The following is a 25720-nucleotide window of genomic DNA, read 5'->3' on the forward strand; positions in this document are numbered from 1 at the left end:
TCCGCAAGACCGCCTCTTCCTGGTTCACCCGTTCGCACAGCGGGCGGGAAAGGGTGACACCCCGGGATCCCGGCTCCCTCCCGCGCGGGCGCCGCGGGGCGATCATCGACGCATGGACAAGACCCTTCACCTCGCCCAGCAGCCCGAGGCCGACGCCCTGCTCGGCCGCAGCCCGCTCGCCGCGCTGACGGGGATGCTGCTGGACCAGCAGATCCCCATGGAGTGGGCGTTCGCCGGTCCGTACGCCATCACTCAGCGGATGGGCCGCGACGACCTCGACGCGTACGAGATCGCCGCGTACGACCCGGAGGCGTTCGCGGCGCTGCTGTCGGAGAAGCCGGCGGTGCACCGCTACCCGGGTGCGATGGCCAAGCGCGTCCAGCAGCTCTGCCAGTACCTGGTCGAGCACTACGGCGGCGAGGCGAGCGCGGTGTGGGAGGGCGCCGCGACCGGGGAGGAGCTGCTCCGGCGGCTCAAGGAGCTGCCCGGCTTCGGCGAGCAGAAGGCCCGCATCTTCCTCGCGCTGCTGGGCAAGCAGCTCGGGGTCGCGCCGGAGGGCTGGCGCGAGGCGGCCGGAGCCTACGGCGAGGAGGGCTCCTACCGTTCGGTCGCGGACATCACCGGGCCCGAGTCGCTGGCCAAGGTGCGGGAGCACAAGCAGGAGGTGAAGCGCGCCGCCAAGGAGGGGGCGGCCAAGAAGGCGACCGTCCGGCCCGCCAGGAGGACCCCGCGGCAGACGAAGCAGGGCTGACCCCGCCCGCGCCCGGCCCGGCCGCCGGTCAGGTCAGGCGGGAGACCGCGCGCAGGTCCGGCGCACGCTCGCGCAGCCGGGCGAGGAGGTCGTCGGCGGCGGCGTGCAGCGCGTCGAGCGGCATGGGGCCGAGCCGCTCCAGCAGGAACAGGGCGCTCGTGGACTTCTCGGTGATGCGGGTGCGGACGCACTGGCGGTGGTTCCAGCGGCGGCAGGTGACGCCGAGGTCGTCGCGCCAGATCACCTCGCCGGGCTCGGGGTGCTCGACGGCCGGCGCGCCGCCGGCCACCGTGTCGAACGGCTCGTCGCCGGTGGCCCGTACCAGGCGCGGCGCGCCGGCGTACGCGGCCAGGTCCTCGCCGCCGACCGGGAGGCGGTGCGCGACGGACACGGCGTTGTAGACGTCGACCAGGAGGTTGACCTCGGGCAGGCCCGCGGGGGCGCGGCGGATCAGGGCCTCGGCGCTGTTGCGCGTACGGCCCGGCTTGGCGCCGAACGCGCTGTAGGCCGAGCGCCAGGCGGCGATGTGGGGCTCCGCGGTGACGTCGAGGCCCTCGGCGGTCGCGGCGGCGCCGGCGAGCTGCTCGCGCGACCAGGGGTCGCTGGGGCCGGCGGGCAGCCCGTCCGCCGCGATCACCAGCACGGCGAAGTCGGGCCGCAGCGCGCGGACGGCCTCCTCCACGTGCACGCTCGCCGCCGCCGCTTCGAGATCCGGGTCCAGGGACATGGACGGTGCCACCCTCCTGCAGTCGTTTGATTGAAATGGACGGTAGCATCAAACGACCGGATCCCGGGAGGCGCGAAGATGACCGGCATGAGCGGGAACACCGAAGCAATGGCGGACGCGGGCGAGCCCGGCGACGACAGGTCCGTCATGGAGGCCGTCGCCGCCCGCGTGCGGGCCCTGCGCAAGGACCGGGGCTGGAGCCTCGACACCCTCGCCGCCCGCGCCCGGGTCAGCAAGGGCATGCTCGTCGCCCTGGAGAACGCCCGCTCCAACCCCAACCTCGCCACCCTGGTCCGTCTCTGCGACGCCTTCGGCGTCCCCCTGACCGAGCTGCTGCAGCAGCCCGCGGCGCCGCTGCTGCAGGCCACCGCGCCCGACGGTCAGCCCGTCCTGTGGGCCGGCCCGGACGGCGGCAAGGGCGTGCTCGTCACCGGAGCCGCCCCGCCCGTGGGCGCCGAGCTGTGGCACTGGCGGCTCGCCCCCGGCGAGGAGCACCACAGCGAGGCCCACGTCCTCGGCACCGTGGAGCTCATCCATGTCCTGCGCGGCACCCTCGCCGTCACCGCCGGCGGACAGGAAGTGGTCCTTCCGCAGGGGTACGGTCTCCGCATGGCGGGCGATCACCCCCACTCCTACGCGAACCGTACGGAGTCGGAAGTCGAGTACTCCGGAGTGGTGCTCGTACCGCCGCACGGCTGACCCCGTATGGACGGCCGGAGTGCCCCGACTGTGTCCACAGGCTGTGGGTAATGTCCCGGACGGTGCGCCGAGCGGTCCCCGCTGCTCCTGGTATGCGGCCGATTGTCGCCTTCGCGCTCCCGTGCCGTGGCTGCGCCGGGAGCCTGTCGCCCGGTAGGCTTTCCGTGTGATCTTCAAGCGCATCGGAAACGGGCGGCCGTACCCCGACCACGGCCGGGAGAGCACCCGGCAGTGGGCGGACGTCGCCCCGCGCCCGGTGCGGCTCGACCAGCTGGTGACCACCAAGCAGCAGCTCGACCTGGAAACCCTGCTGGCCGAGGACTCGACCTTCTACGGCGACCTCTTCGCCCACGTCGTCAAGTGGCACGGCGACCTCTACCTCGAGGACGGCCTGCACCGCGCCGTGCGCGCCGCGCTCCAGCAGCGCCAGGTGCTGCACGCCCGCGTGCTCGAACTGGGCTAGCCGGGGCCGGCCGCCCCGCCCGTCCGCCCGGGACCGCCGGGGGCCGGGGCCGTTCGGAGTCTGTTTCCGGCCGTTGTTCGGCCTTTCGGGTTGGGCCGCGCGAACCCATTGATCATTTAGTAGGCAGCGGCCCTGCCCCGCACTACGCTGCGCCCATGAGCATGCTCACCCCTCCCGGCATGGGCAGGAAGTACCGCATTACGGGCAAGCGATTCCCGCACATGCGCCGCCCCAGAAACCGCCGCAGGATCGTGCTCGCCGCAGTCACCTCAACCGCCGCGTTCGCCCTGGCCGGATGGGGGACCTTCCAGCTCGTCGACGTCTTCACCGGGGGCCCCAGCGAGACCCAGGCCCACGGCGCGGGCGCGAAGGGCGGGAAGGGGGCTAAGGACGGCGACTGCAAAGCGGCGGACGAGGGCGAGGAGTCGAAACCGCTGCCACGCCCCTCCGACATCACCGTCAACGTCTACAACGCGACTCCGCGCGGCGGACTCGCCAAGATCACCGCGGATGAACTCAAGAGCCGCGGCTTCAAGATCGGCAAGGTGGGCAACGCGCCCGCGCTCTACGACAAGAAGGTCGAGCAGGTGGGCCTGCTGATCGGTGCCCCGACGGCCGCGGAGGGCGCGCTGAGAGTCGTCGGCACCCAGATGGCCGGTGCCGAGGTCAAGAACGACCAGCGCGCTGTCGACGAGGAGGTCGATCTGGTCATCGGCAACGAGTACAAGGAGCTCACGGGGCGGCAGGACGCCGACCGGGCCCTGACCGACATGGGCGTCGAACCGGGCGAGGCGCCTCCCTCGGACGCGCCCTCCTCGGCGCCCCCGTCACCGTCGAAGGCGCCGTCCCCGGCGCCGAAGCCCTCGAAGTGCTGAGGGGATGAGGCCTGCGGCCCGGCATGACACCGCCGGTCTTCCACGACGTGGAAGACCGGCGGAATGCGCGGTGAAGGCCCGCGCGTGCGTCGGAGCCGGCGGCTAGCCCGCCGTGCCGTACATGCGGTCGCCCGCGTCGCCCAGGCCCGGGACGATGTAGCCGTTCTCGTTGAGGCGCTCGTCGACCGAGGCGGTGACCACGGTGACCGGGGCGCCCGCGAGCTCGCGCTCCATGACCTCGACGCCCTCCGGGGCGGCCAGCAGGCAGATCGCGGTGACGTCGTCGGCGCCGCGCTCGATCAGCTCGTTGATCGCCGCGACCAGCGTGCCGCCGGTCGCCAGCATCGGGTCCAGGACGTAGACCTGGCGGCCCGAGAGGTCGTCGGGCATGCGCGTGGCGTAGGTCTCCGCCTTGAGGGTCTCCTCGTTGCGGATCATGCCCAGGAAGCCCACCTCGGCGGTCGGCAGCAGCCGGACCATGCCGTCGAGCATGCCGAGGCCGGCGCGCAGGATCGGCACCACGAGCGGGCGCGGGTGGGAGAGCTTGACGCCGGTGGTCGCCGTCACCGGGGACTCGATGTCCACCTGCTCGGTGCGCACGTCGCGCGTGGCCTCGTAGGCGAGCAGGGTGACCAGCTCGTCGGCGAGACGCCGGAAGGTGGGGGAATCGGTGCGCTTGTCGCGCAGGGTGGTGAGCTTGTGCGCCACCAGGGGGTGGTCGACGACGTGGATCCGCATGACATCGACATTAACCGAGCTTTCGGCCCCGGGCCGCCGCCGTGCGGCGTTCGACCCTCCGCCGCAGGTCTGCGGGGGTCTGTCGCCGCACTGGCATCAAACCACCACTTAGGGGGAAAGTGGGCACGTACGCCCGGTCTGTCGCTCCGGGCGTGGCCGGCGAAGCACTCGGCACGAGGTGGTCCTGCCATGGCTGAAGACGCCCCCGAGAAGCCCGACACGACGCGTGGCGCACCGGCGCCCGAACCCCGCACCGGCGCCGAACCCGGCCCCGGGGCCGAGGAGGAGGCGGACCGCCGCCGCAGACGCGCCCAGTTCCTGCGCGAGCTCAACGAGGCGAAGGAGCTCCGCGACCGCGTCCAGCCGCGCCGGGCGCGGGCCGCCCGGATGCGCCAGCAGATGCGGATGAGGACCTTCCGCTGGTGACGCGGCCGCCCGGACGGCGGTGCCCGCAGCGCCACGTGAGGCACATCTCTTCGGACTGCTGCACGACGCAGCGCGGAAGACCTCTCGCAACGGCGAGGTTTCTGCCACGATTCCGAGTGGGCGGGGTGGTCCCCGTCCGGCCCGGCACCGCCTATGACCAGTGGGAGAGTCACGGTGTACTTCGCCGCACTGCTCGCGCGCACCGACGACGGATGGGAAGCGAGCGACACAGAACTCGACAACGTGGAAACCCTGGCCGACCTCGCCGACCTGGCCCGGGAAGCCTCCTCCGAGGAGGACACGGTCCTCGCCCTCATCGAGCAGGAGGGCGCCTGGTTCGGCGTCGTCCGCGTCGACGGTGAGGACGATCCGCGCGTCTTCGTCTCGAACGCCGTCGTCGCGGGCCGCAGCTCGTACGGCGCGATGCTCGTCGACGAGCTGATCGGCCGCGACGACACCGATGCCGACGAGCTCGACGACCTCGACCTGGACGGCACGGAGGACGGCGAGCCCGACCCCGTGGAGGACGACACCGAGGGGACGGACGCCGCCGAGCCGCGGCCGGACGGCCCCCTCGGCGACTACGAGCTCCTCTCCGACCTCGGCGTGGGCGGGAAGGAGCTGCTCGCCCTCGAAGGGGACGCCCTCAGCGAGATCGCCGACGCCCTCGGCTGCACGGACGTCCTGGAGGCCGTGCGCTGACGCCCGCCCGGGCAGGTTCGCTCACACTGGTGCCATGAACGAAGCCGTCCGCGACCCCGGTACCTCCCGCGCCGCTCCGGCCGGAGCGGAGCACGACCCCGTACGCGCACCGTGGACCGGCCCCATGCGGGCCGCCCTGGACGAGGCCGTACGGGCCCCCGCCACCGGCGACGTGCCGGTCGGCGCCGTCGTGCTGGGTCCGGACGGCTCCGTCATCGGCCGCGGCCGCAACGAGCGCGAGGCCACCGGCGACCCCACCGGTCACGCCGAGGTCCTCGCCCTGCGCGAGGCGGCGCGGGCCGTGGGCGAGTGGCGCCTCGCGGGGTGCACGCTGGTGGTGACGCTGGAGCCGTGCACGATGTGTGCGGGTGCGATTGTCCTCTCCCGCGTCGACCGCGTCGTCTACGGCGCCGTGGACGAGAAGGCCGGTGCGGCGGGCTCCCTGTGGGACGTCCTGCGCGACCGCCGGCTCAACCACCGTCCCGAGGTGATCCAGGGCGTCCTCGCCGGGGAGTGCGCGGGGCTCCTGACGGACTTCTTCCGCAGCCGCTGAGCGCCCCGGCGGCCCTGATGAGGAGCGTCACACCCCTTCGCCCCCGAACCGATTTCAGAGCACGGCCCACCGTCCGCTAAGCTCTCTCTCGGTAGCGTGTCCGAGCGGCCTAAGGAGCACGCCTCGAAAGCGTGTGTGGGGGCAACTCCACCGTGGGTTCAAATCCCACCGCTACCGCCAGCGACACCCCTTCGCCCGTGGAAACACGGACGGAGGGGTGTTCTGCTTTTCCGGGACGCTTCCGGGGCCTTTCGGGTGCCTGACGGTTCCGGGGGCTTTCCGGGTGCCTTCGGGGCGGGTGGTCAGTGCCTGATCTCCATCGGGATGCCGGTGGGCGTCGTGAAGTAGAGCCAGCGGTCGCCGGTCAGGGGGCCTTCCGCGATGGTCTCCGGGGTGCCGAGGAGGCCGACGCCCGGGACCGTGGCCAGGTGCGCGGCGGCGGCGTCCACGTCGTCGACGTCGAAGGCGAGGTGCCGGCCGCCGATGTCGCTGTTGCGCGGCGGGGCGGCCGGGGCGCCGGGGGTGAGCACGATGCGGCCGGCGGGGCCGAGGCGCAGGGCGGCGTCGCCCTCGGGGGTCCGGTGGGTCTCCTCGGCGCCCAGGACGTCCGTGAAGAAGGCGACGGCGGCGTCCACGTCGGCCACGGTGTGGGCGACGTGGTCCACGTGCGGTTCCGCGGGGCCGTCCGGCGGGAGCTGCAGCAGGCGCAGGGTCAGGCCCCAGGGGGTCGGGAAGTCGCCCGGGGTCCCGTCCGGCGTGATGCCGGGGACGCCGGCCAGGTGCCGTGCGGCGGCGCCGGGGTCGCCGACGCGCACGGCGAGGCGGTGGTGGCCCGTGGTTCCGGCCGGCGGCGGCGCGGGCTTCTGATCGGGGTCCGCGTACTGGAAGAGCTCGATGCGGGTGACCGGGCCGAGGCGCAGCATCGCGATCCGGGCGACGGCGCGCGGGTGGACGCCGAGTTTGCGGTGCATCCAGTCGCCGGTGGCGTGGGCGATGGGTCCTTCCTCGTGGAGGAGTTGCGCGCCGAGGGCGTCGGTGAAGAAGGCGACGGCCCCGTCGAGGTCGGTCACGGTGAAGGCGTGGTGGTCGAGCCGGTAGGCGGGGCGGGGGTCACGGGCGGTGCCGGCGGCGCGCAGGCGTACCACCGGGATGACCCGGTCCGTGCGCTTCTCGAAGTCCGCGAACTGCGGCGATACCGCGACCTGCGCCGCGTAGAGGCGGTCGCGTTCGGTGGCTTCGGTGAAGACGGCCTCCACGGAGAAGGTGCGTCCTTCGTGCTCCACGGTGGCGACGGGGTGCGCGCGCAGGTTGCGGCACCAGGCGGGGTCGGTGTCGTCGCCTCCGTTGGCGGCGAAGACGACCCAGTCGCCGCCGTCGCGCAGGTACGTCGCCGGGGTGGTGCGGGGGAGGCCGCTGCGGCGGCCGGTGGTGGTGAGGAGGATCAGCGGGACGCCTTCGAAGTCGCCGCCCACGCGGCCCGCGTGGGCGCGGAACTCCTCGATGATGCGCTGGTTGAAGGGGTTGGCGTTGCTGTCTGCGGCGCCGGGAGCGGGGGGCCGGGGCATGGCGGTCAGTCCTTTCCTGCGAGGCCTGCGGGTTCTACGGGGCGTACGGGTTCTGCGGGACCTGCCGGGGAGGTGGCGGGCACACGGGCCGGGCGGCGGCGGGTCCTCAGCTCGTACGCGCACACCGCGAGTCCTGCGGCCACGACGGCCGCGCCCACGACCGGCGCTGCGCGCAGGCCCGCACCGGACTGGACCGTCGCGCCGCCGAGCAGGCCGCCCGCGGCGATGCCGATGTTGAAGGCCGAGCTGTTGACGGACAGCGCGAGCGTCGGCGAGCCGACCTCGGCGGAGGTGACGATGATCGTGTTGAGGCCGGGCACGGTGCCGAAGTAGGCCAGGCCCAGCAGCAGGAGGGCGCCTGCGGTGAGCCAGGGGAGGGAGGCCACCGCGGCCAGCAGGAGCAGAGCGCCCGTCACGGCGGCGAGGATCACGGTGAGGGACGGCACGAGGGACCGGTCGGCCGCCTTGCCGCCGAGCGCGTTCCCGGCGACGCCGCCCGCGCCGTAGAGGAGCAGCAGCGCCGTGACGGCCTGTTCGCCGAAGCCGCTGACGTCCGTGAGCAGGGGCACCGCGTAGGTGAAGGCGGTGAAGACGCCGGCGCTGCAGAAGACGGTGATGGCGATGGCGCGCAGGACCCGGGGGCGGGCCAGGACGCGCAGTTCGGCGAGGGCGCTCCCGCCGCCTGCCGCGCCGCCCCCGTCGGCTGTTGTGCTGCCGTCCGTGGCGGGCCGCTGCGGGCCGGAGGGGAAGCAGCGGGCCAGCAGGGCGAGGCAGGCCAGGCTCATGGCCGTGATGGTCCAGAAGGTGGCGCTCCAGCCGTAGTGCTGGCCGATGAAGGTGCCGAGGGGCACGCCGAGGACCATGGCGAGGCCGAAGCCGAGGGTGATCCTGGCGCCGGCGGAGGCGCGCTGCCCGGGCGGGGCGAGTTCGCCGGCGGAGGTCAGGCAGAGGGCGAAGACCGTGGAGTGGGCGAAGGCGCTGACGAGGCGTCCGGTGACGAGGAGGGCGTACGAGCCGGCCGGGGCGGCGAGTGCGGCGATCACGTTGCCGAGGGCGAAGAGCGCCAGCATGCCCAGGAGGAGGGGCTTGCGGGGCAGCCGGCCGGTGGCCAGCGTCATCAGCGGGCCGACGACGACCACGACGGCCGCGTACACGCTCACCAGCAGCCCCGCCGCGGACAGCGAGACCCCGAGGTCGTCCGCGATGCGCGGCAGGATGCCCGCGATGACGGACTCCGCGGTGCCGATGCTGAAGGTGCACAGCATCATGGCCAGGATGGGCAGGGGCATGGTTCTCCGGGGGACGTGCCGGGGCGAGGAGTGCGGGCCGGCGGTGCGTGGCGGGGGATCCACGCGCCGCCGGCCCGGGTCCGGGTGCCGGGGCGGCCGCTACTCGCGGGCGCCGACGGGGGCGGGGAGGGCGTCGAGCTCGGCGATCTCGGCGGCGGTCAGCTCGACGTCGGCGGCCGCGGCGTTCTGCTCGAGGTAGGCGAGCGTCTTGGTGCCCGGGATCGGCACGACGTGCTCGCCCTGGGCCACGAGCCAGGCCAGGGCGACCTGCGAGAGGGTGACGCCGTGGCGGTCGGCGATCGTGGCGACGGTGTCCACGATGGCCTTGTTGGCGGCCATGGCCTCCTCGGTGAAGCGGGGCATGGCGCGGCGCCAGTCGTCCTCGGTGAGGTCGGCGGGGTTGCTGAAGCGGCCGGTGAGCAGGCCGCGGCCCAGCGGCGAGTAGGGCAGGAAGGCGATGCCCTGCTCGTTGCAGTAGGGGAGGACCTCGCCGAAGGAGTCGCGGGTGAACAGCGACGCCTCGGACTCGACGACGGCGACCGGGTGCACGGCCTGGGCGCGCTTGACGTCCTCCAGCGCGACCTCGGACAGGCCGATCGCGCCGACCTTGCCGGCGGCGACGAGCTCGGCGAGCGCGCCCCAGCTCTCCTCGACCGGGACGCCCGGGTCGATGCGGTGCAGCATGTAGACGTCGACGTGGTCGGTGCCGAGGCGCTTGAGGCTCGCCTCCAGGGCCGACTTCAGATAGTCGGGGCGGCCGTTGAGGGCCAGGCCGTTCTCGTCGAGGACCAGACCGCCCTTGGTGGCGAGCACGACCTCGTCGCGGCGTCCCGCGAGGGCCTTGCCGACCAGCTCCTCGTTGGTGAACGGGCCGTAGACGTCGGCGGTGTCCAGCAGGGTGACGCCCAGGTCGATCGCGCGGTGGATGACCTTGACGGAGGCGTCGTCGTTCCGGTTCTGCGGGTCGTAGGCGAAGGACATGCCCATCGTCCCCAGACCGATCCGGCCGACCTCCGGGCCGTTCTTCCCCAGCGTGGTGGTGCGCATCGTCGGACTTCCTCTCTGCCCCCGATCAGGAGCATTTGAACTTTCAAGTAAAAATCTAGACGGCCCGGGCGGGGCCCGCGACGGGGCCGGACCTGTTTGTCAGGTTCGTTTCCGCGGCCTCGCGAAGCGCATGGCCGGGCGCTCGACGCAGACGTAGAGCAGCCAGGCGCAGAGCAGGGCGGCGCCGGCCTCCAGGGCGAGGACGGCAAGGGCGAGCGGCGTGGGCAGGGCCCAGCGGGCGCCCATGCGGCCGCGGGCGAACTCCAGCAGGACCTGCTGGACCATGTAGAACGCGAAGGACACCTCTCCCAGCCACAGCATCACCCGCCCGCGGAAGGGCGACCGCGTGCCGTTCACGTCGGCCATGGCGGCGGCCGGGATCAGCAGGGCGAACGGCGCGATCGTGATCGCGTTGATCGCGTACGGCGGCGGGACGAGCAGGGAGACGCCGTACGCCGCCACCGTCAGCAGGCCGGCGGGCAGCAGGCCCAGGCGGAGCCAGCGGCCTTCGAGGACGATGCGGGCCATGAGGATGCCGAGCACGAAGTCCAGCAGGCGGGTGGCGGGCAGGATGTAGACCAGCCAGAACTGCGGCTCCGAGACCGCGTACGGCACCTCGATCACCGGCGAGCCGGGGACGAACAGGTCGGCGGCGAGGGCGACGCCCACGACGGCGGCCACGGTGCCGCCCGCGTACCACCACAGCCGTTCCGCACGGATGCGCCGCACCAGCCGCACCCAGAACGGGAACGTCAGGTAGAAGAGCAGCTCGCACGAGAGCGACCAGCTGGGCGGGTTGACGCTGAAGTACACGTCGATGTCGTGGAACCAGGACTGCACCAGCAGCAGGTTCGGCACCGCCTGCGCCGCCCCGGTGGTGGAGGCCGCGATCAGCAGCAGGCCCAGGACCCACATCACCGCGTGGTTGGGGAAGATCTTGAAGAAGCGGCGGCGCCAGAAGGACACCGCGCGGTCGCCGGGGCGCGCCGACCACGTCATCACGAAGCCGCTGAGGACGAAGAAGAACGACACCCCCACCCAGCCCGCCCGGCTCAGCACCTGACGGTACGTCTCCGCCGCGCCGCCGTCGGCGAACAGATCGGTCGCCACGTGCGGCAGCGACGCGTGGTACAGGAACACCAGCAGGGCGGCGATGAACCGCATGCCCGTCAGGGACGGAAGGCGCGAGCGGGAGACCGGGGACGCGGGGGAGGCGGTGGAGGCGGGAGAGGCGGCGGGGGCCGGGGAGGCCGCCGGGGCGGCGGCCTCCCGTACCCGTACGCCGGGTTGCACGGTCACCGCTGATCAGCTCCCACCGGCTCCCGCGAGGCGGGCGCGGCAGGCCCGGCAGGCCCGGCAGATCCGCCAGGCCCGGCGGCGGGCTCCGGCCGGCGGCGCGGGCGCCCGAAGCGCCGCATCGCGGGCCGCTCCACCAGCACGTACAGCAGCCATCCGAAGAACAGGGCCAGCGCGAACGTCAGGGCCATGATGCCGAGGGCGCCCGGGGTGTCCCACGTCTTGCCTGCCGACGAGTCGGTCGCGGCGAGCCCCATCGGGCCGTACTGGAAGACCAGGAAGTGCACGATGTAGAAGGCGAAGGACACCTCGCCCAGCCAGATCATCGGCCGGGCCGCGAACGGCGACCGCTCGCCCTTGGTGTCGGCCACCGCCGCTGCGGCGATCAGCAGGGCGATCGGCAGCGCCGTCGGCGCCACGAGTCCCCACGCGTCCGGCAGGAACACCATCAGCGCGTAGCCGGCGGCCAGGAGGGCCAGGGCGGGCAGCTGCTTCATGCCGATCCAGCGGCCGGTCATCACGACGCGGGCCATCAGGATGCCGAGGGCGAAGTCCAGCACGCGGGTGGCGGGCAGGAAGTAGACGAACCAGTACCGCCACCACGAGACCGGCTGCCAGGGGGAGTCGGGGCTGCCGGGGAGCAGCTGCGCGACGAGCGGCACCGCCACGAACGCGGCGATCACGATGCCCACCCACATCCACAGCCGCTCGGGCCGGATCCTGCGGATCAGGCCGTGCAGCAGCGGGAACGACAGGTAGAACAGCAGCTCGCAGGAGAGCGACCAGCTGGGGCCGTTGGTGCCCGCGAGGACGTCCAGCTGCGGCACCCAGCTCTGGACGAGGAAGAGGCTCGGCACGGTGTTGCCGGCCGTCACCGCCGTCCCCGCCCAGATCATCAGCAGCATGCCGGCGAGCCAGGTCACGAAGTGGTTGGGGTAGATCTTCGCCAGCCGGCGCCGGTAGAACCGCCGCGGGCCGTCCCCGGCCTTCGCCGACCAGGTCAGGACGAAGCCGCTGAGGACGAAGAAGAACCCGACGCCGAGGTAGCCGGCGCGGCTGGTGTACTGCACGACCACGTCGTTGAGGGAGTCGTCGGCGAACAGCTTCGCGACGGCGGCGTGGGTGACGAAGACGAGGATCGCGGCGACGAACCGCATGCCCGTCAGGGAGGGGAGTCTGGAGGATCCGGGGAGCGCGGGCGAGCCCGGTGGGCTCGCGGAGCTGTGCGGCTTCTGCGACACGGGGATGCCCTATCAGGAGGGGAGCCGGACCGACTGGCGGTGCCGGAAGACGTTCTTCGGGTCGTACTTCGCCTTCACCTTCTGCAGGCGGGCGTAGTTGTCCTTGTAGTAGAGGCGGTGCCAGGGGACGTCCGAGGTGTTGAGCTTCGGATCGCCGATGTCGCTGTCCGCGTAGTTGACGTAGCAGCCGTCCGTGACCGCGTTCGGCACGGGCACGCCGCCGGTCTCCGCGTACATGTCGCGGTAGAACTCGCGCAGCCAGGCCTGGTTCTTCGCGTCGTCCGCCGGGTCGGTCCAGTACGTCTGGTAGAGCAGCTTGAGGATCGAGCTGCGCTGGGCGACGGCGGTCGCGTCGGGGGCGACCTCGTTGATGCGGCCGCCGAAGGACGTGGCGACGAGGCCGCCGTACTTGTTGGCGTAGTCGCCGCGGGTGAGGTGCTTCCAGATCGCGGCGATCTGGTGGTCCGGGAAACCCTTCTTCATGTACGCGGACTTGTGCTCGCCGCGGAAGGTGGGGTTGGTCTGCAGCTCGCTGCTGGTGCCGATGTAGCGGGTGGCCTTGAGCCACGGGAGCCGCTTGGTGCTGGCGAACTCCGGCATGGCGCGCAGCTCGCCGACCTGTTCGCCGAGCTCCTGGTGGGCGACGCCGAGGGCCTTGTTGAGGCCGTTGAGGAAGTCGTCGACGAGCTTCTCGGCGTCCGGCACGTCGCCGTCCATCTGCAGCAGCATGCCGAGGGCGCCCGAGGCCTTGTGGTTGAGGAACAGCCAGCTGCACAGGCCTGCGTAGGGCGAGTTGGCGCCGCTGTTCTTCTCGTGCCACTCGCCGTAGAACTTCACGAAGTCGGTGAAGCCGCGCTGGGTGACCTTCTCCCAGGGCCAGGAGGCGGCCGTGACGAGCACCTCGGCCGGCGGGTTCGGCAGCAGCTTCGCGGGGTCGGAGCCGGTGGCGCCGGCGGAGCGGAACCAGTAGCGGGTGATGACGCCGAAGTTGCCCCCGCCGCCGCCCGCGTAGCCCCACCACAGGTCGCGGTTGGGGTCGTTCTCCTCGCGCGTCGCGACGACCGCCCTGGCCTTGCCCGAGGCGTCCACGGTGACGACCTCGACGGCGTACAGGTGGTCCACGACCAGGCCGTGCTTGCGGGAGAGCATGCCGTAGCCGCCGCCCGAGGCGTGCCCGCCGATGCCCACGGCGTAGCAGACGCCGCCCGGGATGAAGACGCCCCAGCCCTCGTAGAGCGTCTCGTAGACGTCCAGCAGGGTCGCGCCCGCCTCGACGGCGAACGCCTTGCGGTCGGTGTCGAAGTAGACGGCGTCCATCAGGGTCATGTCGAGGACGACCTCGACGTCGGGCCGGAAGACGAAGTCCTCGAAGCCGTGACCGCCGCCGCGCACGGTGAGCGTCTTCTTCCCGTCGACCGCCTCCTGGACGGCCCTGACGACGTGCTCGGTGGTCGTGGGCAGCCGCACGGCGTCCGGCTTGCCGACCCAGCGCTGGTTGAAGCCGGTGATCAGGTCGCCGTAGCGGGCCTCGCCGCGCTTGACGGTGACGAGGTCGGTGCCCAGGGACAGGCGGCCCGCCGCGCCCTTGTCGGCGGCCACGGCCGTGGCGCTGCCGAGCAGGCCCGGGACGGCCGCGGCGCCGACCGCCGCGCCGGCCGCTCCACCGGTCCGGGCGAGGAAGCCCCGCCGGCTCACCTTGCTCATGACGTTCCCGCTCCTCTTGTCGTGGTCGATGGCGTCGTCGGTGCCGGTCAACGGACGCACTCCATCCGCTGCTCCTCCGGCAGTTCGGGGATCCGCGCGGGCAGGCGGCCGATGGTCCGCGCGGGCAGGACGCGTACGGTCAGCAGCTCCAGGCCCTCGTCCAGAGCGCGTACGGTCAGCCGGCAGTCGTGCGGCGCGAGCAGCAGGTCGCCCGGGCCCACGGGGCGGACGGTGCCGCCCGAGACGGCCTCGCCCCCGCCTGCGAGGACGTACAGGGCCTGCTCGACGCCCTCGGCGGGGCGGTGGGCGACGGTGGCGCCCGGGCCGAGGCGCAGCAGGTCGACGGCCTCGCACTCGCTGTGGAGCATGCCGCGCCGGGCCAGGCAGGCCCACTCGGCCGAGGGGCCCGCGGCGTTCAGGAAGCGGGCGGAGGCGTCCGCGCGCTGGACGATCACCGCTCCTCCCCGGCGGCCGGGGCCGGTACGGCGAGTTCGGCGTGGAAGAACTCCATGCCGTCGTGGTTGGCGGCGATCTCGGCGGTGGTGCCCAGCGGCAGCGTCAGGGCGGTGCCGGGGGCGAGCTCGACGGTCGTGCCGCCCGAGGCGGCCCAGCCGGAGCCGGAGAGCACGAAGACGGTGTGCTCGGCGCCGCGCGAGTGCAGCGTGCGCGTCGCGCTCGGCTCCAGCGTGTCGATCTCGACGGTGCGCAGCGGGCCGGTGAAGACCCGGCCCGGGTCGACCGAGCCCTCGGCGCGCAGGTCGTGCAGTTCGGCGTTCGCCGGATTCACAGTCTTCTCCTCCGCCGCGCGCGGCGTGTCGCCCCGCAGCGCGGCGGCCGTGGGGGGTGCGAGCATTTCGATGACGAGCCAGTCCAGGTGGTCCTCGCCGGTGTTCCGCAGGCCGTGCACGGCGCCGGTCCCGGTGAGCAGGAGGGAGCCCGGGCGGGCGGGGTGCGCGGTGCCGTTCAGCAGGAATTCACCGCGGCCGGAGAGGATGAAATAGATCTCCTCGGTACGGGTGTGCCGGTGTTCGCCGCTCACGCCGCCGGGCGGAATGCTGGCCCATTCCACGGCCTCCCAGTCGCCGCGCAGATCGCGGCGGGTCGCCAGGCACTTCCAGTGGGTGAGGCCGGCCGCGCCGTGCACGCCGTGGATGTCGGCGGCGCCGGAGACGTCGGCGAAGAGTGCTGCTGGCGCGGCGGGCGCGACCGCGGTGGCCCCGGGGGCGGGGGCCTCGGTGACCTCAGACACGGACGGCCTCCTGCGCGCTGCCCAGGCGGCGCAGGTCGTCGACGGCGACGGCGAGCTCGTCCTCGGTGACGTCGTTGACGAAGACCGCCTCGCCGATGCCGGCCGGGAGCGGCAGCCGCTGCTGCCCGTCGCGGTGGCGCACGGTGTCGGCCAGCGCCTCGGCCAGCAGGCCCGGCTCCAGCAGGGCGTTCCAGCTGGGCAGTTCGAGGGACCGCATGACGGCCAGGATGCGGTCGCGCTGCCGGGTGCCGACCAGGCCGCGGCGCCAGCCGAGGACGGTGGTCAGCGCCATGTCGACGCACACCGCCTCGCCGTGCAGCAGGGCGGGCAGGGCGTGCATCTCGACGGTGGGGCTGAACGTGTGCCCGTAGTCGACGACGCGCTCCAGCTCGGTCTCCCACAGGTTGGGCTGGAGCTCCTCCAGCATCCCGTGGATGGCGCGCTGGACGACCTCGGTCGCGGCGCGCTCCAGGGCGGGGGTGGTGCCCTGGAACTTCTCCTCCAGCAGCCGCGGGCCGTACTCCTCCAGCAGGTCGAACAGGCGCGCGTCCTTGATCAGGGCCATCTTGAGGATCTCGGCGAGGCCGTTGGCGATGTGCCGGCGGTCGACGGTGACCAGGAAGGAGCGGTCCAGGAGGGTGAGGGAGGACGCGAAGTAGGTGCCCAGCCGGTTCTTGTGGTTGTTGAAGTTCACGCCGGTCTTGACCCCGACGCCGGCGTCCACGAGGCCGATGAGCGTGGTGGGGACGCGGACGACGGGCGTGCCGCGGCGGTAGAGGTTGGCGACCAGGCCCACGATGTCCATGAGCACGCCGCCGCCGATCACGACGATCGGCTCGCGCCGGCGGTCGATGCCGAAGGCGTCCAGGGCGCGCACGATCTCCGTGGCGGTGTCCAGGCTCTTGACGGTCTCGTCCGCCTGTACGGCGTGCAGCGCGTACTCGACGCCGTGGTGCTCGAAGTAGCTGCGGATGCGGTCGCCGTGCAGTGCGAGGACGTTGGCGTCGACGACGACGAAGCGGCGGATCCGCTCGGGGCGCTGCCCCGCGTGGCCGAGCAGCGCGGTGTTGTCGAGGCCGAAGGCGTCGGCGCACACCTGGATCTCGTAGTGCACGGGCATCGACGCGCTGACCTTCCAGGCGTCCACGCGGTCGCTCCGCGTCACGAGACCCGGCGTCGTCATGGGCGTTTCCGTCACGTTCTCTCCCCCGAGGGTTCGGTGTCCTGCGGTGATTCGGTCCTGCGGTGAATCGATCCCGCGGTGATTCGGTTCCGCGGTGATTCGGGAAGTGATCGTGGAAGGCGGTGAGCCGCGCGGCCAAGCCCGTATCGCGTTGCTGTCAGATAGCAAAGGAGTTGTCAGGTAGGGGAATTGGGGAAGGTGACACTCCCGTGAATTCCTGACGATTGCGCGCCCCGGAATTGCCGGAGGCGATCCGCGCGCCGCAGAGTTCCGGTCCATGACAGGACCCCTGACCGCGACCCTCGACCGACCGGTCCGCAGCGGCGCGCCGGCCCGCCCGGCCGTGTCCGTATGGATCGAGGACGCCGGCCGCGCCCGGCTCACCCCCGACGCGCTGCGGCGGCTCGTCCACGACCGGCAGGTCACCGGCCTCGCCTGCGGCCCGCACGTCACCACGGAGGAGCTGCGCCGGGCCTGCGCCGCGCTGGCCGCCGCGGGCGGCGGCCCGGTCTCCGCCGGGCTCACCGTGCGCGGCTCCGGCGACGCCGCCGCGCTGCTGGGCGAGGCCCGCGTCCTGCACGGGCTCGTCGCCCGCCCCGACCTGCTGGTCTGCGTGCCGGCCGCGCCCCGGGCGCTGCCGGCCGTGGCGGACATGCTGGCCGAGGGCATCGGCGTGCACGTGGCCTGGATCGGCTCGGCCGCCCGCTACGGGCGCGTCCTCGACGCCTTCCGCGCCGGCCTGGAGCGCGCCCGCGCCGCCGGGCTGGACCTCTCCCGCCTGCACACCGCCGCGTCGGTGCCCGTGCGCCGGATCGACGCCGTCGTCGACGCCCGGCTGGACGCGGTCGGCGGGCACGAGACGGCGGCGCTGCGCGGCCGGGCGGGGCTCGCCACCGCCCGCCTCGTCCGCCGCGCGCACCGCGACTTCCTCGCGTCGCCGCGCTGGCGCGCCCTGGCCGCGGCCGGCGCGCGGGAGCCCCGGCCCGTCTGGTCGCTCGGCGGCCCGCCCGTCCGCTCCGGCGAAAGTGACATTCTCTCCGGGCTCGCGGAACTCGCGGCGCCGGGCGCGACCGTCGCCCTGCCCGAGGACGTCCTCGGTGCCCTCGACGGGCAGCCGACGGTAACCCCGGCCGGGCCGGCGGGCGGCGGTGCGGATGACCTGCGCCACGAGGACGCGCGACGCACCATCAGCTTCCTTGACTGGTACGGCATTTCCGCCGAGGATTCCGCGGCGTGCATCGAGCGGCGCGGTCTCGCACGAATGCTGCCGGGAATGTGATGCTGCGGGAAATGTGATGCTGCCGGGAAACCGGCAGGGCAAGGAGTGACAAGGTGTGCGGCGCGGGCGTCATCAGCCTGCTGGCGGACGAGGGCGTCTCGCGCTGGCTGGACGGTGCCGGGTGGCACGAGCCCAACCCGCGCCGGCTGGCCCGGCTCGTCGACGACGGGCTGATCACCGGGCTGGCCCTGGGGCCCGAGCCCCTCACCCGCTCCCTGCGCCGGCGCACCCGCGCCCCGTGGCCGGGCCGCCCCCTGCGCGAGGCCGGGCCGGCCGCCGAGGCGCTGCTCGCCGCCGAGGCCCGGCGCGCCTGCGACGTGCTGCTGCCCGTCCACGAGCGCACCGGCGGCCGCGACGGGCACGTCGCGGTGGAGGTCGGCCCCGCCGCGGACACGGCGACGGCGCTGCGCCTGTGGCGGGCCGTGGACCGGCCCAACGCCCTGGTCGCCCTGCCCGCCGGCCCCGAGGGGCTGGCCGCGGCCGCCGACTGCCTGGCCGAGGGCGTCGGCGTGGACGTCGGCCCCGTGCTCTCGCCCGGGCACTACGACCTGGCGGCCGCCGCCTGGCTGGACGGCCTGCGCCGCGCCCGCCGCGCGGGCCGCGACCTCGCCGCGCTGCAGGCCGTCGTCTCGGTGCCGCTCGCGCCCGTGGACGCCGCCTTCGACGAGCAGCTGTGCCGCTCCTCGTCCGAGGCGGCGCAGGTGATGCGCGGGGAGGCCGCACTCGCCTCGGCGCGGCTCGTCTTCCACTGCCACGAGCAGCTGCTGGCCGGGGCCGCCTGGCGCGAGCTCGCCTCCCACGGCGCCCGCCCGCACCGGATGCGCTGGACGGACACCGCCGTACGGACCCCGGGGATCCCCGACACCCGCTACGTGGACGAGCTCGTCGTCTGGGACACCATCACCACCATGAGCCCGGCGACCCTGGAGGCCGTCGCCGAGCGCGGCAACCCGCGCGGCGACGCCGTCACCGGCCGGGGCCGCGCCTCCGCCCGGGTCCTGGACTCCCTGGAGATCCTGGGCGCCGGCTACGTGCACACCACGCGCGAGCTCGCCGAGCGCGCCGCGCGGCTGCGGTCCCTGCGCTGGAGCGAGCTGCTCGGCGCCGTCAGCGCCAGCAGCGGGGCCGCCTTCACCACGGTCTCCTCGAACTCCTCCGCCGCGTCGGAGAGGTCGACGATCGCGCCGCCCACCCCGTAGCGGACCCGGCCGGGAGTGACCACGGCCGTGCGGATGACGATGCTGAGGTCGGCTGCCCCGGTCAGCGAGAACCAGCCGAGGGCGCCGGAGTAGACGCCGCGCGGGCCGTTCTCCAGGTGGTCGATGATGCGCATGGTGCGCAGCTTCGGCGCGCCGGTCATCGAGCCGCCGGGGAAGGCGGTGCGGACGCAGTCCACGGCCGAGACGTCCGGGCGGAGCACGGCCCGCACGGTGCTCACCAGCTGGTGCACCGTCGCGTACGTCTCCACCCGGAAGCTCCCGGACGCGTCCACGCTGCCGGTCTCGGCACAGCGGCCCAGGTCGTTGCGGACCAGGTCGACGATCATCAGGTTCTCGGCGCGGTCCTTCTCGTGGCCGAGGAGCTCGGCGCGCAGCGCCGCGTCCTCCTGCTCCGTGGCCCCGCGCGGGCGGGTGCCCTTGATGGGCCGCGACTCGGCCGTGCCGTCCGCGCCGACGCGCAGGAACCGCTCGGGCGAGGTGCTCAGCACCGACAGGTCGCCGAAGCGCAGCAGCGCGCCGAACGGGGCCGGGCTGAAGCGGCGCAGGTACCGGTAGCCCTCCCAGGGGTCGAGGTCGCCGCGCGCCTCGGCCATGTTCGTCAGGCACACCTCGTACGTCTCGCCCGCTGCGATCTCCTCCAGGCACTCGTCGATCAGGCCCAGGTAGGCGGAGCGGTCGTGACGCAGGCGGGCCTCGGACAGGGGCGCCGGGGGACCGGCGTACGGGGTCTCCTCGCCGGCCGCGGCGTCGAGCAGGCGGGCGGTCGCGGCCAGCCAGGCGCGGGCGTCGCGCTCGTTCCCGCGTCCGTCCTCCGCCCCGTCCTCGGCCAGGGCCAGCAGGTGGGTGGTGCCGGTCGCGTGGTCGAGGACGACGGCCCGGTCGGCGAAGACCATGTACGCGTCCGGCTCCTCCGAGCGGTGCACGGCCCGGCTGCCGCACTCGGCCTTCAGCTCGTAGCCCAGGTAGCCCACCCAGCCGAGCGCGAAGTCGAACGGCAGCTCCGGGACGCTCGCGCGGGTCGCGGCGAGGTCGCGGTCGAGCCACTCCAGGAACGCGCCCGAGACGATGTCGGTGACCGTGCCGCCGGCGGAGCGCACCGTGACCGTCGAGCTCCACACGTCGGCCTTCGCGACGCGGGCGAGCGGCCCCGAGGCGTCCCCCATGAAGGAGAAGCGGCCCAGCTCGCCGTCACGACGGCTGCTGTCCAGCCAGAAGGTGTGCGGGTCGTGCGGATCGCCGCCGCCGAAGAGGCGGGCGTGGACGGTCTCGTCGTCCCAGCGGGTGGGCAGCTGCTCGGCGAGGACGCGCAGGCTGCGGCGGGGATGGGGATGGGGATGGGGATGGGGGTGAGGGTGGGGCTGGGGCTGGGAGTGTCGGTGGGCGGCCGGGGCCGGGGCGGGGGCCGGTGCCGGTTGCCGTGCCGGGAGTGTCTGCTGCGGCCGGGTGAGTTCGACGGCGGGCCGGTCCGCGGGCCGGCGCTCCTCCGACAGCCTGCGGAAGTTGGCCAGCAGCTCGATGCCGTAGTGGCTGCCCGCCGACTCGGGGTGGAACTGCACGCCCCACTGCGGCCGCTCCCGGTGTTCCAGGCCCATCAGCACCCCGTCGGGCGTCCAGGCCGTCGCCTTCAGCACGCCGGGCAGGTCGGTGACGGCGAGGGAGTGGTAGCGCACGACCTCGAAGGGCGAGGGCAGGCCGGCGAAGAGGCCGGTGCCGTCGTGCAGGACGGGGGAGGTGCGGCCGTGGTGCGGGCGCGGCGCGCGGCTCACGGTCGCGCCGTGCAGCATCCCGATGCCCTGGTGGCCCAGGCACACGCCCAGCAGCGGCAGGTCGGTGCGCTCGGCGATCGCGCGGCAGATCCCGAAGTCGGCCTCGCGCAGCGGCGTTCCGGGCCCGGGGGAGAGGACGACGTTGTCGAACTCCGCGAGGCGGCCGGGGTGCCAGTCCGGGTCGTCGTTGCGGACGACCTCCGGCGGCCGCCCGTTCACGCGGGCCAGGTAGTGGAACAGGTTGTAGGTGAAGGAGTCGTAGTTGTCGACGAGCAGAGTGCGCACAGTGAATGAAGTCCGTGAAGAGAGTGCCGGGGTGGGGTCGCGGTGCTCAGGCAGCGGGTCTGAGGGCCGCTCGCGCCGCCGTCACTTCGAGGAGCATGTGCTCGACCGTCTCCTGCCCCTCCCGGACCCTCAGGCTGCGCAGGACCCGCAGTCCGCGCCCGCACTCGCGGGCCGTCCGGCGCAGGCCGAGCACGTCGCCGCGGTCGCTGAAGTGCAGCAGGACCCGTCCGCCCGGCGCCAGGTGGTCGTGCGCGCCGGCCAGGTAGCGGCGGTGGGCCGCGTACCCGGCGTCGACGTAGGCGCGCTCGTGCATCGACCCGTAGACGTAGTGCTCCGGCGCCTTGACGAAGTTGGAGTGCCAGTAGACGGTGTCGAAGCGCTCGTCCTCGCCGAGCTCGCCGAGCGGGGCGAACAGGTCGCCGCAGAGCGTGCGGACGCGGTCGGCGACCCCGTGCCGGGCGGCGTTCAGGGCGGTGTTGCGGGCGGCCTGCGGGCTGATGTCGGAGGCGACCACCCGGTCGTGGCCCGTCAGGGCGGCGGTCACGGCGATGACGCCGGTGCCGCAGCCGATCTCCAGCAGGGACCGCTGCCTTCCCTGGCTCCGCGCGCCCCCCGCGGCGTGCCGCTCCGCCGCGAGCAGCTCCATGGCCACGCCCGTCGACGCGGAGAACGGCGGCGCGAACACGCCGTCCAGCAGGTCCCACTCCCGGCCGTCCAGGACGAAGACGTCCGGCCGGTCCGGCCGGTGCAGCGACTCCGCGCTGCGCCGCAGCGATCGCACGTAGCTCTGCAGCTGCGCCTGTTCCGCCTGGCCCGCCTGCCTTGCCCGGTCTGCCTGTCTTGCCTGGCCCGCCTGTTCTGATTTCTGCATTTCGTCCCCCCAGTCGGAACGGCGCGCGCTCGCTGCGGCGCGCGCCACGCTTCGTCAACCCTTACCGAAACCGCAGGTCAGGGGAAGGTGGACGGATCACCGCATGAGGTGGGGAGGGCTGTGGACGGTGTACACCCAAGAGCGGGCAAAGTTGACTGGTCCAGTCCAATCCGCTTACGTTCACCAGCGGGGGGACGCTTCACCCGAAGGGTCCTGAGAGACGACTCTGGGGAACTCTGGGGGTACGGAGATGACTCGCGCCGTGCACTCCACCACGGCAAGTGCGATCACCGTGCTCCGGCTGCTGGCCGAGGAAGCCGCGCCCAGCCGCTTCGAGGCCCTCGTCCGCGACGCCCGCCGCAGCGGCCTCGCCGGCGCCGCCCTCGCCGAGCTCGAACAGGCCACGGAGCTCGCCCTCGGCGTCCACTCGCTCTTCGGCCGGCACGAGCAGCGCGAGGCCGGGCTCACCGCCCTCGTCGACACCGCCCGCGACCTCACCCTCCCCTACGACCTGGACACCCTCCTCAAGGTCATCTCGCGTCGGGCGCGCCGCCTCCTCAACTTCGACATGGCCTACATCGGCCTCCTCGACCCCGACGGCGAAAGCTCCTGCATCCGCGCCTCCGACGGCGACACCACCGCCCTCAACGTGGGCCTGCGCGTGGCAGGCGGCCACGGCCTCGGCGGCGTCGTGCACGGGAAGGCCGCGCCCTCCTGGACCGCCGACTACCTCGGCGACGACCGCATCCCCCACTCCGAGGAGATCGACGAGGTCGTCCGGGCCGAAGGCCTGCACGCCGTCATGTCCGTGCCCCTGCAGCACGGCGACTCCGTCTTCGGCACGCTCTACGGAGCCAACCGCAAGATCCGGCACTTCGCGCCCGACGAGATCGGGCTGATGCGCTCGCTCGCCGACCTCGCGGCCGTCGCCATCGAGAAGGCACGGCTCCTCGACAGCGCCCGCGCCGAGGTCACCGAGCTGGAGCTGGACAGCTCCCGCGCCCGCACCTACCTGACCACCGAACGGCGCCTCGCGGACGTCCGCAGCCGCCTCATCGACCTCGTGCTCGACGGCTGCGACCTGCCCACGGTCGCCGCCGAGGCGGCAGCCGTCCTCGACGGCGCGCTGATCGTCCGCGACGCCGACGGGCGCACCCTCGCCGTCGCCGGCGACCCGCCCCCGTCCGCGCTCGACGAGGCCGACATCGCCAAGGCCGTCCTCGACGCCCACGCCGGGCGGGCGCCGGTCCGGGCCGGGGAGCGCGCCTGGGTCGCCTCCGCCGCGGCCGGGTCCGAGGCCCTCGGGGCGCTCGTCCTCGTCCCCGCGCAGCCGCCCACCGACAAGGAAGTACGGCTGCTGCGCTCGACCGCCCAGGTCTGCGCGACCCTCCTGCTCATCCAGCGCAACACCGCCCTCGTCGAGGGCCAGGTCCGCGACGAGCTCTTCGACGAACTCCTCTCCGGCCGCCGGCTCTCCGCACGGCTCGCCGACCGCGCTCGGCAGCTCACCGTCGACCTCACCCAGCCGCACGTCGTGGTCGTCGCCCGGCCCGAAGGCGGGCCCCAGGGCCGGGCCGTCGTCTGGGCCTCCTCGTACGCCTACCGGATGTCCGGGCTCAAGAGCGTGCTCGACGGCAGCATCGTGCTCCTGCTGCCCGGCAGCGACGCCGGGGCCACCGCCAAGGCCGTCTCCGAGGAGCTCACGCCGCTCCTGCACCACCCGGTGACGGTCGGGGCCGCGGGGCCCGTGACGGGGGACAGCGCGGTCCACCAGGCCTACCAGGAGGCCCTGCGCTGCGTGGACGCCCTGACCGCCCTCGGCGACACCGGAGGCTACGCCTCGCCCGGCGAACTCGGCTTCCTCGGCGTGCTGCTCGCCGAGGACCACGACGTCGACGGCTTCGTCCAGTCGGCGCTCGGCCCCGTCCTCGAGTACGACATGCTCCGCCTGACCGAGCTCACCCACACGCTGGAGGTCTACTTCGCCTCCGGCAGCAGCGCGACCGCCGCCGCGGACGTCCTCCACGTCCACCCCAACACCGTCTACCGGCGCCTGGAACGCATCACGGAACTCCTCGGCCCCACCTGGCAGAAGCCGGACCGTGCCCTGGAGATCCAGCTGGCGCTGCGGCTGCAACGCACGCGGCATCTGCTGAGCCGGCGGCCGGACGGGGGGTAGGGGCGCGGGGCCCCTGCGGGGAGCGGGGGCGCAGCGGGGTGGGGTAACCGCCGCAGCGGGGCATCCGTTTCCCCGGCGGGCCGGGCACGTTCTTCCGCCGCGGCGGCGGGTAAGCGACGACGGCGTGTCCGGCGGTGCCGGGCCTGGCTGAGGCGGGTGCGGCACCGCCGATTGCCGCCGTTGGGGCCGAGCGCCGTTGCGGCGGGGGCAGGCGTGCGGGGCACCCATGACCGCTGGAGCGGGAGCCCGGTCGGAGCCGGAGCGGGAGCGGGAGTCGGAGCGGGAGCCGGAGCCGGGGTCGGGGTCGCCGTGGGCGTGGGTGTCAGGCGTACAGGGCCTCGCCTGTGAGGGCGTAGGCCGAGGTCAGGGACGCGACTGCGTACGCCGCCGAGGACAGGGTCATGTGGCGGTGCCAGCCGGGGAAGGAGCGGCCCTTGAAGTCGCGGAGGCCCACGCGCGCGCCGACCTCCTCGCAGTCCGCCGCCGTGTCGTGGGCGAGGCGGGCCAGCCGCGCCAGTTCGCCGACGGGCGTGCGGACCATGTCCGTCAGCCAGATCCGCTCGGGCGCTCCCTCCGGGTCGCGCCACTCGCCCAGCAGCAGCCCGGGCCGCTGCCCGCCCGCCGACAGCCGCCCGTGCCCCACGGGCAGCGCCACCGGAACCGCCGCCACCAGCCCGGCCCCCGCGATCGGGCGGCGCAGGCCCCGTACGCCCTGCAGGATCCGCAGGGCGGGAACGGGCCCCAGGCCGTGGCCCGGCAGCGCCGGGTCGGCCACGACCAGGCGCGCCGTGCCGCACACGCGGGCCAGCACCGGCAGGCCCGCCTCGGCGAAGCGCCGCACCGCGGGCCCGACCCGCGTCGTGGGCACGTCCAGCACGACGGGCCGGCGCGGGAGCTTCCACTTCCGCAGGTCGTCGAGGACCGTGCCCGTGGCGCTCTCGTCCGCGGTCTCTGCGCGCAGCGCCGACGCCGGGATGCCGGCGCCCTGCTCGTCGGCCCCGTCGGCCCCGTCGGCCCCGTCGGCCCCGTCGGGCAGGAAGAGCCGCCAGTGCACCGGCACGGTCATCGCGCCGGAGGCGAGCCACACCCCGAACGCGCGCTGCGCGTTGACCGTCTCGCCCAGCTCGGGGTCGAACTGCCGGCGCACGCCGACCGAGTGCTCGCCCCGCTTGGGGATGACGAGTTGCCGTACGACCCAGGCGCGGGCGGGCGCGATGCCCTCCATGTAGCGGCCGAGGGCCTCGCGCAGCGGGTTCCAGTGCCAGGTGGAGCTGCAGATGAAGTGGTGCAGGCTCTGCTGGCCGCCGGGCGCCCCGACGGCGCCCGCGATGTTCTGGATGGTCTTGCGGCCGCTCGCGGTGAGCAGCCCGTGCAGGTACTGCTCGCCCTTGCTGCGCTGGTCGCTGCGGCGCAGCGACCGGAACAGCACCTCGGCCATCTCGGCGACGAGGTCGTCGGGAACCCCCGGCCCCGCCATCGGTTCGCGCCCCGGCACTGGCCCCGGCCCCGGCCCCGGTCCCGGCCCGCCGATCGCCGGGAACCGCCCCCCGTGCCGCAGCCCCGTCACCATCGCCGCCTTGTTCACGGCACTCCCCCTTATGCCTCGCACCAC

At 73.8% G+C, this 25720-nt stretch carries 23 protein-coding genes, 1 tRNA gene and 1 pseudogene; 11 read left to right on the top strand and 14 right to left on the bottom strand.

What is annotated here, in order from left to right; translation table 11 throughout:
* Positions 1-112: 112 nt before the first annotated feature.
* Positions 113-751 carry an HhH-GPD-type base excision DNA repair protein gene (locus AS857_RS24650; protein ID WP_058045440.1) on the top strand — a complete coding sequence of 213 codons (639 nt, stop codon included), beginning with the start codon at positions 113-115 and terminating at the stop codon, positions 749-751.
* Positions 752-779: 28 nt separating this feature from the next.
* On the opposite strand, the gene AS857_RS24655 is transcribed toward AS857_RS24650, so the two are convergent.
* Positions 780-1478, bottom strand: coding sequence for a B3/B4 domain-containing protein (locus AS857_RS24655; RefSeq protein WP_058045441.1), 699 nt, complete (start codon positions 1476-1478; stop codon positions 780-782).
* Positions 1479-1565: 87 nt separating this feature from the next.
* On the opposite strand from AS857_RS24655, the gene AS857_RS24660 reads away from it, so the two are divergent.
* The 3 genes from AS857_RS24660 (at position 1566) to AS857_RS24670 (ending at position 3515) form a co-directional block, all read left to right on the top strand.
* Entirely contained in the window at positions 1566-2177 is a 612-nt protein-coding gene (locus AS857_RS24660) for a helix-turn-helix domain-containing protein (protein ID WP_216824009.1), read from the top strand.
* Between the two features lie 166 nt (positions 2178-2343).
* Positions 2344-2640: a type II toxin-antitoxin system VapB family antitoxin gene (locus AS857_RS24665; RefSeq protein ID WP_030368795.1), complete on the top strand. Its 297-nt coding sequence runs from the start codon at positions 2344-2346 to the stop codon at positions 2638-2640.
* A gap of 155 nt (positions 2641-2795) precedes the next feature.
* The gene (locus tag AS857_RS24670; protein ID WP_058045442.1) at positions 2796-3515 is read left to right on the top strand and encodes a LytR C-terminal domain-containing protein; all 720 of its coding nucleotides are present in this window, start codon (positions 2796-2798) and stop codon (positions 3513-3515) included.
* Positions 3516-3617: 102 nt separating this feature from the next.
* On the opposite strand, the gene upp is transcribed toward AS857_RS24670, so the two are convergent.
* Entirely contained in the window at positions 3618-4253 is a 636-nt protein-coding gene (gene upp / locus AS857_RS24675; RefSeq protein ID WP_058045443.1) for a uracil phosphoribosyltransferase, read from the bottom strand.
* A 189-nt stretch (positions 4254-4442) separates the two neighbouring features.
* On the opposite strand from upp, the gene AS857_RS24680 reads away from it, so the two are divergent.
* From AS857_RS24680 to AS857_RS24695, 4 genes are all read left to right on the top strand, one after another.
* A complete protein-coding gene (locus AS857_RS24680) occupies positions 4443-4679 on the top strand; it encodes a hypothetical protein (RefSeq protein ID WP_058045444.1) in 237 nt (78 codons plus the stop codon).
* Between the two features lie 174 nt (positions 4680-4853).
* Entirely contained in the window at positions 4854-5381 is a 528-nt protein-coding gene (locus AS857_RS24685; protein ID WP_058045445.1) for a tRNA adenosine deaminase-associated protein, read from the top strand.
* A gap of 34 nt (positions 5382-5415) precedes the next feature.
* Positions 5416-5934 (top strand): tRNA adenosine(34) deaminase TadA, encoded by a 519-nt coding sequence (tadA, locus tag AS857_RS24690; RefSeq protein WP_058045446.1) that lies wholly within the window; start codon positions 5416-5418, stop codon positions 5932-5934.
* A 90-nt stretch (positions 5935-6024) separates the two neighbouring features.
* Positions 6025-6114, top strand: a tRNA-Ser gene (locus AS857_RS24695).
* 122 nt (positions 6115-6236) lie between these two features.
* On the opposite strand, the gene AS857_RS36860 is transcribed toward AS857_RS24695, so the two are convergent.
* The 9 genes from AS857_RS36860 to AS857_RS24740 form a co-directional block, all read right to left on the bottom strand.
* Entirely contained in the window at positions 6237-7499 is a 1263-nt protein-coding gene (locus tag AS857_RS36860; RefSeq protein WP_063804350.1) for a nitroreductase/quinone reductase family protein, read from the bottom strand.
* Positions 7500-7504: 5 nt separating this feature from the next.
* Positions 7505-8788, bottom strand: a complete 1284-nt coding sequence (locus tag AS857_RS24705) for an MFS transporter (RefSeq protein WP_058045447.1) — start codon at positions 8786-8788, stop codon at positions 7505-7507.
* Positions 8789-8887: 99 nt separating this feature from the next.
* Complete coding sequence (locus tag AS857_RS24710) at positions 8888-9835, bottom strand: aldo/keto reductase (RefSeq protein WP_058045448.1); 948 nt, start codon at positions 9833-9835, stop codon at positions 8888-8890.
* Between the two features lie 99 nt (positions 9836-9934).
* Entirely contained in the window at positions 9935-11134 is a 1200-nt protein-coding gene (locus AS857_RS24715; protein ID WP_058045449.1) for an acyltransferase family protein, read from the bottom strand.
* A complete protein-coding gene (locus AS857_RS24720; protein ID WP_058045450.1) occupies positions 11131-12372 on the bottom strand; it encodes an acyltransferase family protein in 1242 nt (413 codons plus the stop codon). Before AS857_RS24720 ends, AS857_RS24715 begins: the two co-directional genes overlap by 4 nt.
* 12 nt (positions 12373-12384) lie before the next feature.
* Positions 12385-14076, bottom strand: coding sequence for an FAD-binding oxidoreductase (locus AS857_RS24725; RefSeq protein WP_058047026.1), 1692 nt, complete (start codon positions 14074-14076; stop codon positions 12385-12387).
* 47 nt (positions 14077-14123) lie between these two features.
* Positions 14124-14531, bottom strand: a complete 408-nt coding sequence (locus tag AS857_RS24730; RefSeq protein ID WP_216824010.1) for a cupin domain-containing protein — start codon at positions 14529-14531, stop codon at positions 14124-14126.
* Complete coding sequence (locus AS857_RS24735) at positions 14528-15325, bottom strand: cupin domain-containing protein (RefSeq protein WP_058045451.1); 798 nt, start codon at positions 15323-15325, stop codon at positions 14528-14530. Before AS857_RS24735 ends, AS857_RS24730 begins: the two co-directional genes overlap by 4 nt.
* Positions 15318-16523 carry a sedoheptulose 7-phosphate cyclase gene (locus tag AS857_RS24740; RefSeq protein WP_245700455.1) on the bottom strand — a complete coding sequence of 402 codons (1206 nt, stop codon included), beginning with the start codon at positions 16521-16523 and terminating at the stop codon, positions 15318-15320. Before AS857_RS24740 ends, AS857_RS24735 begins: the two co-directional genes overlap by 8 nt.
* Positions 16524-16785: 262 nt before the next feature.
* Here AS857_RS24740 and AS857_RS24745 point away from each other — a divergent pair, with 262 nt between their 5' ends.
* Positions 16786-17787, top strand: a complete 1002-nt coding sequence (locus AS857_RS24745; RefSeq protein WP_058045453.1) for a transaldolase family protein — start codon at positions 16786-16788, stop codon at positions 17785-17787.
* A gap of 317 nt (positions 17788-18104) precedes the next feature.
* A pseudogene (locus AS857_RS41600) lies at positions 18105-18824 on the top strand (transaldolase family protein); the annotation flags it as partial.
* Here the strand turns inward: AS857_RS41600 and pabB are convergent.
* Both pabB and AS857_RS24755 read right to left on the bottom strand, forming a co-directional pair.
* Positions 18815-21058, bottom strand: coding sequence for an aminodeoxychorismate synthase component I (gene pabB, locus AS857_RS24750; RefSeq protein ID WP_058045454.1), 2244 nt, complete (start codon positions 21056-21058; stop codon positions 18815-18817). The pseudogene AS857_RS41600 and the gene pabB overlap by 10 nt on opposite strands.
* 46 nt (positions 21059-21104) lie before the next feature.
* A complete protein-coding gene (locus tag AS857_RS24755) occupies positions 21105-21929 on the bottom strand; it encodes a methyltransferase domain-containing protein (protein ID WP_079110601.1) in 825 nt (274 codons plus the stop codon).
* Positions 21930-22179: 250 nt separating this feature from the next.
* Between AS857_RS24755 and AS857_RS24760 the strand changes: the two genes are divergently transcribed.
* Positions 22180-24108 (top strand): helix-turn-helix domain-containing protein, encoded by a 1929-nt coding sequence (locus tag AS857_RS24760; RefSeq protein WP_058045455.1) that lies wholly within the window; start codon positions 22180-22182, stop codon positions 24106-24108.
* A gap of 322 nt (positions 24109-24430) precedes the next feature.
* Here the strand turns inward: AS857_RS24760 and AS857_RS24765 are convergent, their stop codons facing one another.
* Entirely contained in the window at positions 24431-25585 is a 1155-nt protein-coding gene (locus AS857_RS24765) for an IS701 family transposase (protein ID WP_058045456.1), read from the bottom strand.
* Positions 25586-25720 lie beyond the last annotated feature (135 nt).

The sequence above is a fragment of the Streptomyces roseifaciens genome, from assembly GCF_001445655.1.
Lineage (GTDB): Bacteria > Actinomycetota > Actinomycetes > Streptomycetales > Streptomycetaceae > Streptomyces > Streptomyces aureoversilis.

Excerpts from the sequence above, each read along its gene's own strand:
- AS857_RS24650 (WP_058045440.1), top strand. The coding sequence starts at position 113 with ATGGACAAGACCCTTCACCTCGCCCAGCAGCCCGAGGCCGACGCCCTG.
- AS857_RS24655 (WP_058045441.1), bottom strand. The coding sequence starts at position 1,478 with ATGTCCCTGGACCCGGATCTCGAAGCGGCGGCGGCGAGCGTGCACGTG.
- AS857_RS24660 (WP_216824009.1), top strand. The coding sequence starts at position 1,566 with ATGAGCGGGAACACCGAAGCAATGGCGGACGCGGGCGAGCCCGGCGAC.
- AS857_RS24670 (WP_058045442.1), top strand. The coding sequence starts at position 2,796 with ATGAGCATGCTCACCCCTCCCGGCATGGGCAGGAAGTACCGCATTACG.
- upp (WP_058045443.1), bottom strand. The coding sequence starts at position 4,253 with ATGCGGATCCACGTCGTCGACCACCCCCTGGTGGCGCACAAGCTCACC.
- AS857_RS24680 (WP_058045444.1), top strand. The coding sequence starts at position 4,443 with ATGGCTGAAGACGCCCCCGAGAAGCCCGACACGACGCGTGGCGCACCG.
- tadA (WP_058045446.1), top strand. The coding sequence starts at position 5,416 with ATGAACGAAGCCGTCCGCGACCCCGGTACCTCCCGCGCCGCTCCGGCC.
- AS857_RS36860 (WP_063804350.1), bottom strand. The coding sequence starts at position 7,499 with ATGCCCCGGCCCCCCGCTCCCGGCGCCGCAGACAGCAACGCCAACCCC.
- AS857_RS24705 (WP_058045447.1), bottom strand. The coding sequence starts at position 8,788 with ATGCCCCTGCCCATCCTGGCCATGATGCTGTGCACCTTCAGCATCGGC.
- AS857_RS24710 (WP_058045448.1), bottom strand. The coding sequence starts at position 9,835 with ATGCGCACCACCACGCTGGGGAAGAACGGCCCGGAGGTCGGCCGGATC.
- AS857_RS24725 (WP_058047026.1), bottom strand. The coding sequence starts at position 14,076 with ATGAGCAAGGTGAGCCGGCGGGGCTTCCTCGCCCGGACCGGTGGAGCG.
- AS857_RS24745 (WP_058045453.1), top strand. The coding sequence starts at position 16,786 with ATGACAGGACCCCTGACCGCGACCCTCGACCGACCGGTCCGCAGCGGC.
- AS857_RS24755 (WP_079110601.1), bottom strand. The coding sequence starts at position 21,929 with ATGCAGAAATCAGAACAGGCGGGCCAGGCAAGACAGGCAGACCGGGCA.
- AS857_RS24760 (WP_058045455.1), top strand. The coding sequence starts at position 22,180 with ATGACTCGCGCCGTGCACTCCACCACGGCAAGTGCGATCACCGTGCTC.
- AS857_RS24765 (WP_058045456.1), bottom strand. The coding sequence starts at position 25,585 with ATGGCGGGGCCGGGGGTTCCCGACGACCTCGTCGCCGAGATGGCCGAG.